At 63.6% G+C, this 13,470-nt stretch carries 12 protein-coding genes and 1 pseudogene; 1 reads left to right on the top strand and 12 read right to left on the bottom strand.

Annotation, left to right across the window (positions count from 1 at the left end; translation table 11 throughout):
* Positions 1 to 251 precede the first annotated feature (251 nt).
* From AC3EML_RS16010 to AC3EML_RS15990, 5 genes are all read right to left on the bottom strand, one after another.
* On the bottom strand, positions 252 to 2,732 hold the full coding sequence (locus AC3EML_RS16010) for a phage tail protein (protein ID WP_352520978.1): 2,481 nt from the start codon (positions 2,730 to 2,732) through the stop codon (positions 252 to 254).
* Entirely contained in the window at positions 2,729 to 3,331 is a 603-nt protein-coding gene (locus AC3EML_RS16005; RefSeq protein WP_023743951.1) for a phage connector family protein, read from the bottom strand. Before AC3EML_RS16005 ends, AC3EML_RS16010 begins: the two co-directional genes overlap by 4 nt.
* Before the next feature lie 268 nt (positions 3,332 to 3,599).
* A complete protein-coding gene (locus AC3EML_RS16000) occupies positions 3,600 to 4,589 on the bottom strand; it encodes a hypothetical protein (RefSeq protein WP_023751142.1) in 990 nt (329 codons plus the stop codon).
* A 44-nt stretch (positions 4,590 to 4,633) separates the two neighbouring features.
* Positions 4,634 to 5,545, bottom strand: a complete 912-nt coding sequence (locus tag AC3EML_RS15995) for a hypothetical protein (RefSeq protein ID WP_352520979.1) — start codon at positions 5,543 to 5,545, stop codon at positions 4,634 to 4,636.
* A gap of 247 nt (positions 5,546 to 5,792) precedes the next feature.
* Entirely contained in the window at positions 5,793 to 6,365 is a 573-nt protein-coding gene (locus AC3EML_RS15990; protein ID WP_352499182.1) for a hypothetical protein, read from the bottom strand.
* Positions 6,366 to 6,621: 256 nt separating this feature from the next.
* Here AC3EML_RS15990 and AC3EML_RS15985 point away from each other — a divergent pair, with 256 nt between their 5' ends.
* Positions 6,622 to 6,939, top strand: coding sequence for a YMGG-like glycine zipper-containing protein (locus AC3EML_RS15985; RefSeq protein WP_023695029.1), 318 nt, complete (start codon positions 6,622 to 6,624; stop codon positions 6,937 to 6,939).
* 564 nt (positions 6,940 to 7,503) lie between these two features.
* Here AC3EML_RS15985 and AC3EML_RS15980 read toward each other — a convergent pair.
* From AC3EML_RS15980 to AC3EML_RS15950, 7 genes and pseudogenes are all read right to left on the bottom strand, one after another.
* On the bottom strand, positions 7,504 to 8,265 hold the full coding sequence (locus tag AC3EML_RS15980; protein WP_023739166.1) for a phosphoribosyltransferase: 762 nt from the start codon (positions 8,263 to 8,265) through the stop codon (positions 7,504 to 7,506).
* A 132-nt stretch (positions 8,266 to 8,397) separates the two neighbouring features.
* Positions 8,398 to 8,526, bottom strand: a pseudogene (locus AC3EML_RS15975) (IS1595 family transposase); the annotation flags it as partial.
* Between the two features lie 273 nt (positions 8,527 to 8,799).
* Positions 8,800 to 9,120, bottom strand: coding sequence for a Bbp19 family protein (locus AC3EML_RS15970; RefSeq protein ID WP_023749681.1), 321 nt, complete (start codon positions 9,118 to 9,120; stop codon positions 8,800 to 8,802).
* Positions 9,117 to 10,910 (bottom strand): portal protein, encoded by a 1,794-nt coding sequence (locus AC3EML_RS15965; RefSeq protein WP_352520980.1) that lies wholly within the window; start codon positions 10,908 to 10,910, stop codon positions 9,117 to 9,119. Before AC3EML_RS15965 ends, AC3EML_RS15970 begins: the two co-directional genes overlap by 4 nt.
* 213 nt (positions 10,911 to 11,123) lie before the next feature.
* Positions 11,124 to 12,311, bottom strand: coding sequence for an acyltransferase family protein (locus AC3EML_RS15960; RefSeq protein WP_352520981.1), 1,188 nt, complete (start codon positions 12,309 to 12,311; stop codon positions 11,124 to 11,126).
* A gap of 415 nt (positions 12,312 to 12,726) precedes the next feature.
* Positions 12,727 to 12,852, bottom strand: a complete 126-nt coding sequence (locus AC3EML_RS15955; protein ID WP_023740006.1) for a hypothetical protein — start codon at positions 12,850 to 12,852, stop codon at positions 12,727 to 12,729.
* 10 nt (positions 12,853 to 12,862) lie between these two features.
* Entirely contained in the window at positions 12,863 to 13,390 is a 528-nt protein-coding gene (locus AC3EML_RS15950) for a hypothetical protein (protein ID WP_023743326.1), read from the bottom strand.
* Positions 13,391 to 13,470: the final 80 nt, after the last annotated feature.

The following is a 13,470-nucleotide window of genomic DNA, read 5'->3' as shown; positions in this document are numbered from 1 at the left end:
TGGGGTCGGTTCCTTGGTGGGAATGGTGCGAGAATGGTGACGTCGGCGGGACAGCACCCCCCTCTGTCCTGCCGGACATCTCCCCCGCATGGGGGGAGATTGGCAGCTCGGGCAGGCTCGCCAGTCTTGCTACGTCAGCGATTAGTGAAGGCAAAGATGCCGTTGATCTCCCCCCTTGCGGGGGAGATGGCCGGCAGGCCAGAGGGGGGTGGGCGGGAACTCGGCGTTGACTATTGCCGCATCAAATTTTTCTACGGCTCGGCGTCGAATACCGGCGTAAACGCCAGGATCGTGCAGGGCGTCGGGTTGACGTGGCGGATGCGGACCCTGCCCTGCCCTTCCCAGCTGTCGTCGACCGGTACATCGACATTGCCGGTGTAGAGTTTCGCATTGCCGTCGGGTGCGACGATGCTCGGCATGCGCACGCTCTCCCAGCGGCCGCGGAGGAAGGACTGCACCTGCAGCCCGGTGGTGTCGGTCTCGAGCAGCGACAGGATGACTTTCGCCACCTTCTTGCGGCGGCCGATGACGGAACCGTCCTGGCCGCCGACGTCGAGTTCCAGCGTGTTGGCCTCGGACTGGAAGGGCAGCCCGACCTGCCACTTCCGAGCTGTGGCGCCGGCGGGCAGCGCCACCTGGCCGGAGGCAACCGGCAGGCCGCGATAGACCTTGCCGCCGGCCAGCACGTCGACCAGTTGGCCGTTGAGATGGCCGAGCCCGGAGACGACGTTGACGGGTGCACCCGAATAGGTCAGTCCGCAATCGACCTGGAAGGCATCCTCCAGCATGCCGTATTCGAATGGCGTGGTCATGATTTCGATGTAGCGCCTGGTCACCCCGCCAATCGTGCGCTTGACGATCAGCCAGATGTCGTCGACGCCGTTCTGGCCAGGCGTCACCACGGCGCTTTCAACGACCGCCCAAGTGGGTTGACCGGGGGCGGATCCAGCGAAGCTGCCGCCGAAGCGATGGCGGTGCATGCCGCGCACCTCCTGGCTCGGCTGGTGGGTGTAGCCGCCAAGTTCGCCATTTTCGAGCGGGAACCACAGCATCGGGTCGGGGTCGGTCTGGAAGGCGAGTTCCACCACGCCTTGCTTGGGGATATGTTCCGAGATCTGGCCGATGTCATCGGAGGTGAATTTGGCTGTAGAACTCTGCGTCAGCTCGGCGATCGATCTGCGCGAGCGGGTGACATAGAGGAAGGACTGCCCGGCATCGACCGGGCGGATGCGGGCGCAGCCAAAGGTGCGCGAACGGCGGTTCTTGAACGAGGACGGGGTGAGTGCCTCGTCGATGCCGGAGCCGGACAGTGCCCTGATACCGCCCGACGTGCCGATCAGCAGCGCACCATCGGAATCGGAGATCCAGACGATGTCATTGGCCTGGCCGCCGCCGGCCTGGACGAATTCCAGCGCGTCGTCATCTTCCTCGCCGAGCGCGAAATTGTCGAAGTCGCCGGTCGCCGATGCATAGACCGAGAATTTTCGACTGAAGGCCAACCGCTCCTCATAGAGCGAGCCCGCCTCGACATATTTTCCGGGCACGAAGGTGCCAAGCCGCCAGCGACTGATCGGACTGAGATCCGGCAAGGCATGGCCATACAGACGAACGGTAACGACTGTCGCGCTCGTGCGCGCTGCAATCTTGGCCCAGCGCCACCGCCCATCCGAACCGAGCAGCCGGATGGCCCGGCCAACGTCCGATGTCTGGAACCCGGTATCATCGTTGATACCGGTGATCGATGACGCCGTCAGATTGAACGGCGTCATAAGGTCGCCGTCCTCGTTCGGCGCCCATTCGGCGAAGTCGGTTCTGGTACTGTCGGAGCCGCCGCCACCGTCCATGTCCATGCGCAGATATTCAAAGGCGGCCTTGTTGAAGAATTCGAAGAACCGGCGCTCGGAGTTACCCCAGCCTATCTGGCCAATCCGCGAGTCGATGGTTGTCCATGTCGATCCGTCGTTCGAGCCCTGGATTTCCCATTGCGTCGGCATGTTTTCTGCTTCCGACGCGCTGTTCATGGCTTGCACCCAGTAGGCGTTGCAAACCTTCTGCGCTCCGCTCGCCTGCCGATATTGGACCCAGCCATTGGTGCCGGCACCGATCTCCGCACCTGTTCTGCTGTCCTTGTCGAAAATCGCCCACGCTGACGCGGAACCGTTGCTGGCCAAAGCCGTTCCGGCCGGAGCCGTCAAGCCTGTCATCTTCGGCACGTACGAGCCGTAACTGGCCGGCGTCATCGTGGTGCCGGTCGTGTTGATTGGGTCGTAAGGGCCGTCGAGGAACTCGTAACCTGCCAGCGTCCATGTCGTGTGGGCGGTGCGGGTCAGCACTTTGGGCGCATAGTTCTTGTGGGTGATCCACATCTGGTCGGCTGACTGGACATAGGCGAGGTCGAACAAATCGGCCTCCAGATAGGGCGAGGCCACCTCGACCGTGCCGACGCGGGCGCCATAGGCATAGACGCGGATATAGAGGTCGCCGAACTCCAGGCAGTAGGCCTGCTCGGAGGAGAAGATGAAGGGGATGGCGCGCGTCTTCCTGGCCGAATTCTTCACCTCGTTGACGAAATAGCTGCCGCCGCGGGCGCGGATACCGCCATGCGGCAACGTGACGAAGTTCTCACATTTGGACAGCGCCGCACGATAGAGATCGAGTGAGGCGCGCGCGTGCAGGCGCGGGCTGATTTCGCCACGGGTGAAAACGTCCTGGATAGGGTAGAGCGCGGTCATCGGGCAGACACCCTGAAGTCGCCGCGCTGCTGCGCCCAGGATGAGGTGTAGAGCCGGCCGCCGCGCTGGATGGCGTTGGCGGCGAAGGCCGCGTCCAGCGCCCGGTCATAGGCGGAGCGGGCGATGTCGATCATGCCCGCCTTGTGCGTCAAGGGATGCGCGATCTTGATGGCAAGGGCGGAGACCAGCACTTCGGTGAACAGCGCGTCCCAGTCGTTCGGGTCGGTAAGGTTGGCGATGTAACGGATGATCAATGGACCGGACCGATCGCTGTAGATCAGTCCGGCTTCCTGGCGCCACGAGATCGGCACGCCGTTGGGCTCGCCATTTGCGGTCAGCGGCAGCGGCCGCAGGCAATCGGCGGGCAGTTCATAGGCGAAGTTCAAGGTGCAATTGCCGCTGCCGGTGTCGGCGCCGGCGACGCTGGCGGCAAGGATGGCGAACACCCAGGCGTGCCTGGCGAGTTCGGCTTCCCGCGTCAGGTCGAAATGCAGGTTGAGCAGGCGCGCCGCCTTGACGTCCTGGTCGAGACTGTCGATCGGCGCCTCGTCGAGGACGGCGAGCGCCATATTGGCGATGTCGAGCGGGGTGATGGCCATGGATCAGCGCCTCGTGGATGGTGGTTGATTGGGCAAGGGCATATGGCGGAGCGCCAATCTCCCCCCTTGCGGGGGAGATGGCCGGCAGGCCAGAGGGGGGTGCTGTCCCGCCGACCTGACGTAATTTGGAGAAGCGGTTGTGGGTTGAAGGGGGTTGAAAGGGACCGGAAGTTGGCGATCCTTCACACCCCCCTCTGTCCTGCCGGACATCTCCCCCGCAAGGGGGGAGATCAGCAGTTTCGGCGACCCGCTGGCCGGACGAAAGGTACTACGCCTCGGTCGTTTTCAGCGCGATGAACGTCATGCTCTTGACGCTGGAGGCCGTACGGTCCCAGTTTGCCGCCAGCGCGAGTTCGGCGTCGGTGGCGAACTCGCCGGCCGAAGACGCGTCGAGGAAACGGGTGCCGGGCACGTGCGGGACGAAGTGCCTGCGGCCGACCATCTCGGTGACGCCGCCGCCATGGCCCTGGCGCGGCTTGCGGTCGAACTCCAGCGGGCCGCCTTCCGTGTTGACCGGAAGCTCGTTCCACAGGATCGCCTTGTCCTTGAACATGAAGGCGGTGTAGACGCCGGCCGCGACCGGAATGTCGTCATCGACCACGCAGCGCAGCCCCATGTAGTAGGGGATGAGCGGCCCGCCCTGCTCTGACGACGGAACATAGTCGATGAGATCGGCGAGCTTCAGTGCCTTCATCTGCTTGGAGTGCATCCAGATCGTCTTGAACTTGTCCGCGCGGTCGCCCATCAGATAGGCGGCCTCGATGATGTCGGTATCGACGATGGAGGCGCCGGTGACGCGCACCAGGTCGCCGCCGTCATTGGCGATGTTGTCGGCGACGACACCCTTCAGAATGCCGAGCAGGGTCAGCTTGTTGGCGCGCTGCCAGTACTCGGTCTGGCGCTTGACGATCAGCTTCTGCGGATCGTCGCCGGCCAGGATCGAGGTCAGGTCCGGAACGCCCCAGGCCTGGGCGCGGACATTGCGGGCGGCGACCTCGCGGCGGGCGCCGATCTTCTTCATCTCGATGGAATCGGCCGGATCGTCATTGACCGGTTCGGACGGATCGTTGCCGAGATCCTTCCAGCCGGGCATGTCGACCGAGCGGCCGCCCATCGACAGCTTGGCGGTGATGGCCGGGTCGTTGAACAGGATGCCGGCCTGGAAGATTTCCAGCGACTGGACGTGCTCCTCGAACGAGTACTGGGCATAAACGGACGGAACGATCGCGTCCGCGATACGGGTATAGGCGTCTGCCATTTTTCACTTCCTTTGAGGTTGATGTGGCGGCGAGCTTTGGAGGACTAGAGCGGGTTGTTGGGCATCCAGAGGTCGGGGTTTTCACCGGCCTCGCGTGCCAGCCGCCGGGCGCGGGCGGGGTCGCTTTTGACAAGGGCTGAAATCGCCGAAATGTTGCGGTCACCGGCGGCGTTGCGCTTGAACGGATTGCCGCCGCTCAAAGCCGCGCCGCCGTCGATCGTGTCTTCCCTGAACATCGCCTCGCCGACGGCATGGAACGCCTTGGCGATCTGCGGATCGGTCAATGCGCCGTCCGGCAGCAGGATGCCCTTGGCCTTATAGGCATCGACCAGTCCGAGCTTCTTCATCGCCCGGTTGGCGACCTCCAGCTTCTGGCGAAAGCCATCACTGCCGGTCGGTCCCCAGTCGCGCACGAGATCGTCATGCGTGGCCTCGACCGAGCGGGCAAGCGCGATGTCCTGGCGCGCGGCCTGTTCGGCCATGTAGCCGACGAAGCGGTCGTGATAGGCCTGCGCCACTTTGGGCGTGGCGCCGGCCTCGACTGCCCAGGCCTTGGACGCCTGGGCAAGCTCGTCCGAATAAGCGAAGTTTTCAGGCAGGCCGTCGGGCCGCCTGTACTCGACCTTGTCGGGCGATGTCAGCGGACGCATGGTCTCCGGCAGCCGGGCATGAAATTTCTGCCAGTCTTCCGGGGATGCGTCCGGTGCGGGAACGCGCAGGCTCTCACCCTGCTGCCGCTCCAGCTCCGCATAGGAATTGAAAACCCGATCGAGGTTTTCGGCCCTGGTCCAGCCCTTGGCTTCAGCGAGCTTGCGGTTGCCTTCGGAAAGACCGTCAAACCAACTTTTGGCCGGAAGCGCGGCGGACCCGTTATCCGCGCCTGCCGGTGGCCGTACTGGGTTGCCCGCCGGCTGCGCACGCGCCGCCACGGACCCGGCATCTACCAGATCTGTCATGAGTGGATTCCTTTGATTGTTGTTAGAAGGAGCCGGCGGCGAAGCTGCCAATCTCCCCACCTGTGCGGGAGATGTCCGGCAGGACAGAGGGGGGCGCGAAGGAACGCCAGCGTTCGGGCACTTCGTCAGCCGAAGCCTCTCCGAATAACGCAAGTGTAAAATCGACAGGACAGGCCGGCGGGACAGCGCCCCCCTCTGCCCTGCCGGGCATCTCCCCCACGAGGGGGGAGATTGGCTGTATCACCGCCTACGCGTTATCGCCCCAGTTCTCCCACAGCAGCGTGATCGTGCCCGTGACCGCCAGCGTCCCGTCGGCGTCGATATCGGTGCCGGTGGCAAACGCCAGGTTGAGGTAGAGATCCACCGGCGTCGCCGTGCCGTCCAGCGTGGCGGCTGCCGCGACATCCGCGGTCGAGGCCGTCGACAGCGCGGCGCCCAGGCCATCCAGTGTGCGGGCCGTCGAAGCCAGCACATTTACCATGGCGCCGGCCAGCGTCGCACTCGATGCCGCCACAGAGCCCAGCGACCAGGTCAGCGCCGCATTGTCGTTGATGGTCGCCGCGCGGGTGGTCAGTACCGCAAATTGCAGTCTGGCCGTGCCGCCCTTGATGCGCACCTTGCCGTCGGCGAAATCGAGCAGTTTCTGGCTGGCATAGGCCAGCGCGTCGGCGACCGGCACCTGCATGCCGGCAAGGGTGAAGACGGTGCGGTACGAGCCGCCCTGCCCCGTGGTGACGGCCTTGAGGCCGAATTTGGGCGGGGCAGATCCGGCCTCGCGGGCGGCGGCGCGCGACAGCGTCCGGGGAAGACCTCGGGTCATTGGTATCTCCATTTCTGTTCGGAATTCTGGAAAGGACGTTATTCAGAAAGCGCCGGATCAGCGCTGGCGTATCGATTCAAACCGAGGCGCTATGGCCCTGTTCGCGCAAGGCGTTTCCGCTTTGGCGACCATTGTCTTCAAGGCCCGAGAAACCACGTCTCATAGTGAGCGGGCGCGCCGCCGTTTGGCCGCAATGCGACAGCTACTGGCAACCATTCGCTCCAATCCGCGTTTGGGGCTTCAAAGGAGTTCCAAGATGATCATCAGACAAGCCATTGCCGCCGTGCTCATGACTGCCGCTCTGGCAGGCTGCGCGACCCAGACCGAACAGCAGCAGAGGGCAACCAACGGCGCGCTCATCGGCGGCGGCGTCGGCGCGCTCGCCGGCCAGGCGCTGGGCGGCAACACCAAGAGCACCGTGATCGGCGCCGCCGGCGGCGCCCTGCTCGGCGCCGTCATCGGCCAGGCCACCACGCCGCAGCGCCGCGGCGAACAGCTGTGCCGCTACCAAGATCGCTACGGCCGCATCTACACGGCGCCTTGCGACGACCGGTATTACAACGGCGATTATTGAGCCGGATTCCCTTCTCCCCGTTCACGGGGAGAAAGTGCCCGAAGGGCCGATGAGGGGCAGCGCCACCATCTGAAAAGCTGGCGCTGCCGAAGCTCAATCCGCGAAATTGCGGTCTTATGTAGCAAACGCACCAACATTCCGACTGCCGCTACCTGGTGGCTTCACATAAAATCCGGGAATGCCAAGAGCTGCCCCCATCGTTCGCTCGACCCGATACGAACACGCGATAAACACGCTTGTGGCGAATCGCGCGGAGGTCGCGCCATTGCGGCGGCAGCCCTGCCGCTTCCGGAAAGGCGAGCTTTACGGATAATCCTGAAGTGCGAGGCGGAAGGCAGCAAGGAGACGGCCCAGCGCATTGTTCAACTGAGGGGCTGGGAGCCGTCGCTAGTCGAGCGGATCAGGCAGTGCGTCAATACCGCGAAGGTGCGGCGAAGGCGGAAGGCCAAGGAGACAGAGCGCGTCGAGAGACGAGTTTAGACGTTAGCGCCCGCTTTGCGTGCCGCTAAGATTCGGGGGTTAACCTTGTGGCCACGCGCGGCGCGGATTTTAAGCGCAGAATCGCTATTCGCCTTTAGCTGCTGCCGCAGCGAGGCGATCTCTGAGTCGTTGAAATGGGCTGGCCCCATCGGAGCTTGGGTTTCTTTTTGGCCAGTCGGCCAGAAATGTTCCTTCACTCTCTGTAAGACACCGAATGTCATGGCCAATTTCCTCTATCCAGAGGGACGAAATGTCCACAGAATAAGTCGACTTAAGCACATCAACCGTATTCCCAGCAATGGGAAAACGACAGTGTAGGCCGTCATTGGTTGATAAAGCTGTAACTGCCGCGATGGTTCCACCCTTCGAAAGGATGTAGTTCCGCAGCGTCGCCAACGTGCCGCCAAGGGTACAATTGTCGTCGGCCAAGACATAGGTGCAATCTTGTCGCACCTCTCCCGCGAAGGCTGGTTGCCACAAAAACCGTGGGAACCGCTTCAATTTCGTGCGACCCGGACGCGCCGTTTCGATGATCTGGTCATCGATGGGGCAGTCCATTTCTTGGGCGAGATATGCGGCGTAGGCAAATGGAAGCGCATTTGTCGGGCGAAGGGCATTTCCTCCTTCGTCCATATCGTGAGGATCATATTCCGGGTGAGGAATCACTATCCGAGCGGGTTTCTTCTTGGCGAGAACAAGATCAATTATCTGCTCAACCACAGTCTGACGCACGCATTGGTCGACCAAATCAGCGGCGGCGCTTTCGTCAAACTGCTTCTTGGCGCGCTCGTATATCTCTGTCCCTCTAGCCGCCTCCTTTGCCGATTTTTTATAGGTTCCCTTCAACTCGCTCCATCGACAGTGCGAAAGAATGAGCTGTGGGTCATCTGCCTGCCAAGGTAGACGGGGATGCCGGCCAATTTTGCTATTCACGCGGGCACATTCAGCAGAATCTCAACAATCGCCTCTTCTGCAATACTATTCCGCTCTTTGCCAGTACCCAGCCCATACGCGGCTAACAGAATGATTGAGCGCACCACCAAGCAATGCGAAGGCATTGCCGCCATTCGACTGGCGACGGTGATCTTCCAGCCATGCGGCGTGATTGGTTGAGGTAGCGGTGCGAAACGAGCAATGGTCGAAGAAGGGATGAAAAAGAATGATCCCGGCCGGATCTAAAGGCCAGAAACGGCCAGCCGAGGGGATCGGCATGCCGTCTGCGACATGTGCATTTGTGGCCAGGTCCGGAGGCATATCCCGAAATATTGCCTGGAGCAGCTGCAATCACGGCAAACGCTGGCGGGACAGCGCCCCCCTTTGTCCTGCCGGACATCTCCCCCACACGGGGGGAGATTGGCAGCTCTACGGATGCCGCCTCACCTACCCTTCCGCCCGTGCCGCCTTCTCCAGCGCAGCCAGCTGCGTCTCGTCCAACGTCAGAAATCCCATAATGTGCTGCACCACTTCAGCCCGCGCATTGCTGAGCGCGCTGTGCAGCTCGAAACCGTTCGGCGTTCTCGTCCTGGCCATCCACTCGCCATAGGACGGGCGGCGGTAGTAGCCGACGGTTGCGGCGAGGTCGGCCAGCACCATTTCGCCGTCCTCGCCGGAGAAGACCCTGAGATAGGCCTTGGTCAGCGCGTCGCGCGCCTTGGCGGGACCGCCCGTCTGGCCGGCTCGGGCGAAGCGTTTGGCGCTCATGCTCCCTGCTCCCGCGCGGCCGGCACGGCCGTCGCTTGCCCGCCGGCGCCCGGCGCGGCCGATCCGGCCGTCGCCTCTCCGCCGCCGCCCGCCTGCTGCATCAATACGTCGAGCAACCCGCTGTCGCGCGCCTGCACCGCTGCCGGCACCGCGTCCTTGGCGACCTTGCCGGCGGAGGCGATCGCCGCCATGCCGGCCTGGGCTTGTTGGGCCTGTGCTCTTGCTCCACGCAGACCTTCCACCTCCTCCTTGCGGCGAAAGATGCGCTGCGGGCTGCGGCCGGCGCTCTGCACGATCTTCAGCGCTTCGTCGCCGTCGATATTGTCCATGATGCCGGGATCGAACTGCGCCATCTGCATGGCCGTCGTCACCACCTGGATGGTGTCGCGCGCCTCGGCCGAGCGGCGCAGCACATCGAGCGGGCCGGTGAAGGTCGGCCGTACCGACTTGCCGGCGAGGCTTTCCGGCGGCGCGAAGCGGCTGTCCTCGTCATAAAGGCCCTTTTCTTCCAGAATGCCGAGTTCGCGGTCGAGATTGCTGGCAAATCCGGCCTGGATGATCGAGCCCGAGGGGCCGAGCAGCGCGCCCTTCTCCTCTTGGCGGATCAAGGCTTCGGTCGCCGTCATCTGCGGGTTCTGCACCAGCGTCTGGAACAGGTTGACGAACATCATGTCGCGGATTTCCTCCGCCCGGCTCGCCGCATAGTTGAAGGCATAGGTCGGGTTCTGTCCGGTCGCGATCGGCTGGATCAGCGGCCTTCCATTGTCGTCGATGAGGCCGGGATAATTCTCGCCGGGGTTGAGCACCGGGACATAATCGAGCCTGGCTTTCGAGGCGGTGGCCGGATCGGTGATCTGCTGCAGGGCGCGCAGGCCCGAGCGCCGCACCGCGTTTTCCTCGCGCACCGTCGTCAGCGCCTCGATGGTCGGCGAGATACCATAGGGATCGCCCTCGTAGCGGCGCCAGTTGAATGTCGACACCGGGAAGGAGCGGAAACCGCTTTCCCTGACGATCTCCTCCTCGTCCTCGATGACGTGATAGGAGGCGAATGCCGTGTCGAGATACTGGTAGTCGCCGGAAAGCCGGTACATCTTGCGCTCGTCGCGCGGCTGGATGCACTGGATCAGCGAGATCCTGGTCTCGCATTTGGCGGGATCGTCGACCAGCATCTTGATCCGCGCCGGCAGTTTGTCATAACCGAGCAGCTGCGCCGCCTGTCTTGCCGTGCGCTCGTAGCGGCGGTGGAAAATGTCGACCTGGCCCCAGCGGTTGCGGGCGAGATAGCCCTCGACCACGGGGATCGAGGCATAGCGGATCAGCGTGCCGCCAAAGCCTTCCTCGGCATAGAGATAGGCCGGACCGTAGCGCACGACATTGCGCAGGCAAGCCTGCGTTGCCGGAACGAAATTGGAGTTGGCGGAATAGCGCAACGCAAACAGGAAATCGCGCAAGCCTTCCGCCCATTCCTTCTCCTCGTCGGTCTCCTCGTCGTTCATTTCTGCGGTGGTCAGCCCGTGCCATTTTTCCGACTGCGGGATGATCAGGCTTTCGAGCCCGGCGGCGAGGCGATTGGCGGCCGAGTTGATGGTGTTGGCATAGACGCGGGCACCGCGCCGCTCCTGCCGCTCGGCCTGCGAATCCGGTCCGCCGCTCCTGCGCCCGCTCCAGACATCGGGCGCATCGGGATCGCAAAATTCCGCCACCTGCTCCCACACCGCCTCGTACTGAGAGCGCTCGGTCTCGAGCTCGGATTGGCGGGACAGGATATCGCGGGCACGGGAATCGGTCATGAGGGGCTCGCTGGGTAGGATGTGAATGGACGGCGAAGCGGCGCTTCTCCCCACTTGAGGGGGGAGATGGCCGGCAGGCCAGAGGGGGTCGCCGCGCGTAGAGCGCTAGCGTCATCTGTCGGTGGCGGGAGGTCGCGTCCGGTCGCACCGACCCCCTCTGTCGCCTTCGGCGACATCTCCCCCTCGAGGGGGGAGATCGGCAGAGTCAGCCGACTACGCGCTGCGCTTGATGCCCTCGAGCACCGGCGCAGTTTTCCGGCCAAAGCGCTGGACGACGAAGCGGCCCGCCTTCTGGCCGGGGACCTCGATCAAAGTATAGGTGATCCAGGACAGCAACGTCACCGTCGGCAGCACAACGGCAACGACGATGGCGAAGCGCAGCGGCGCCGACAATTGGTGGCCGAACTCACTGATGACGAACGCCGCGACGGGCTGCAGCACCAGCAGATGGATCAGGTAGATGCTGAAGGAAAGCTCGCCCATCAGGTGGAAGAACCGGTTGCTGAGCGTCACGGCGATCGCTCGCGCCAGCGTTCCCGCCCTTCCAGGCAGCATGCGGTAGAGAACCAGCGCAAAGAAGCCCGCCACCAGCGCTTCACGCACCAGAACCTTGCCCAGCCCCTGGTCGCCGCCAAAGGGCAGCGCCGCCAGCAGCAGCGCCAGTGCCAAGTACAGGATAGATCGCGGCTGGCTCTGATGCACGACTCCGGCCAGCAGCATCCCGCACAGGAATATCTGTATCTTGAGCGGCAGAAAGGACGGCATCGGAAAATGGATCGACAACAGCCGCATCGCAAACACGATGACGCAGCCGGCCGCCGCGACCACAAGGGCGCTCCTCATCCAGTCCAGCCTGCGCACCAGCAGCATGACGGCCGGGAACACGGCATAGAACTGCATCTCCAGCCCCAGGCTCCAGTCAGGCAGCGGCGTGCGATAGGCGAGGTTCGGCACCAGCCCAAACAGGAACGTGAGATGAGCGACGATGTTTTTCAGGCTGCCGTCGAGGTAGCGTTCCGGCGCCTGGTGCGATCTGGAGAGGAAATCGTCGATGATGATCCTGCAATCGTAGAGATAGGGGCCAAGCGCCAGCGCCAGGAAAAGCATGACATAGAACAGCGGCGCGATCCTGAAATAGCGGCGCGTCCAGAATTTCAGCCAGGTTTCCGGTCTTAGCCAAGGCTCCTTTTCCTGGCGCAGCTGATAGTGGAACACCATCAGGAAGCCGGACAGCATGATGAACAGGTCGACGCCGAGATCCGGCTCGCCGACGATCGGAATTTGCCAGCCGGTCAAAAGCATGCAGTGCCCGACCAGCACCCAGATCGCCGCAAGCGCGCGAAGCCCGTCCAGGCATTCGATGCGCGACGACTTGATGATGCTGGTTTCGTAGCTAGCCATGTTGCACTGCAGCATGGCGCCTGAGGAGCGATTGTCAAGCCGCTGAGAGATGACGAATTGCACGCGACGGTTACGGTCTAGGAGATCGTTGTCTCCCATGGCCTTGAGCATTGCCAGATGCAGAAGAAGCGCGGCGGCGATTAGCCAATCTCCCCCCTTGTGGGGGAGATGTCCGGCAGGACAGAGGGGGGCGCGAAGGGACGCCGGCATCTCAGCCTTTCGGATACAATGCCGTGGAAGGCTGTCGTTAAGCGGATAAAGTCGGCGGGACAGCGCCCCCCTCTGCCCTGCCGGGCATCTCCCCCACACGGGGGGAGATCAGCCAATCACCGCCTTCTCACCAGCCCGGCATGCCGTCGCCAGTACCACCACGCCAGCACGCGCTTGCTGAAACTGCGTTTCATCGCGGTCATGGTCATACCCCCAGCAAAACGCGGCGCTGGCCGGTGAGGTCGCCGGGCGCGAGGTCGGTTTTCACCGTCGCCGCCGTGCCCTGGCGCTGTTCGAGTTCAGTCCGCAGGGCGGCCTCGCGCGCCTGCACGTCCTTGTCTTCAATGGTCGGGGTCGGTGGCAGCGGCTTCAGCGCCGGCGGCTTTTGAAAGAGACACATGGTTCCAGCCTTCTCTTGTCCAGTCGTAGAGGAAAAAGTCTTCGCCGTTGCGGCCATATCCAGGCAACCGGCAGCGTTGGGTGGCGCCGAGCCGGCCGAGCCAGCGCAGAGCCAGTTCGTTGGCGGCGAGCGCCCGCGCCTCGACCCGCCAGGCGCCCCGCGCCGCAACCTTCGGCCCAAGCACCGCATGGAAGTGGCCGGTGATGCCAGGCACGCAGCGCTTCATGCGGCGCGTGCCCCAGCTCCAGGCGATCCACAGCCCGCCGCGCTGTTCGGCAGCGCCAAAGCCGGCCTCCGGATTGCCGTCTAGCTCGGCAACATAGGCAAAGCCCTGCAGCGCGGTGACCGCCAGCAGGGCCGGCGACCAATGGTCAAGCTGGCAGTCGATCTCGGCCCGGTCCTCGGCACGCAGATTTGCGGCGATGTAGGAGAGATCGCGCAGCGTGGCGGAGATGATGCGGAGGGTCATGCGTGGACCTTCGTCAGCCAGAAGCGAAGCCATCGTCAGTGAAGGAAGCGAGACGTCCCCCATCCTTCGTCATCCTATGG

It is taken from the genome of Mesorhizobium sp. P170090, assembly GCF_057786115.1.
This window is presented reverse-complemented; position numbering and strand designations above follow the sequence as displayed.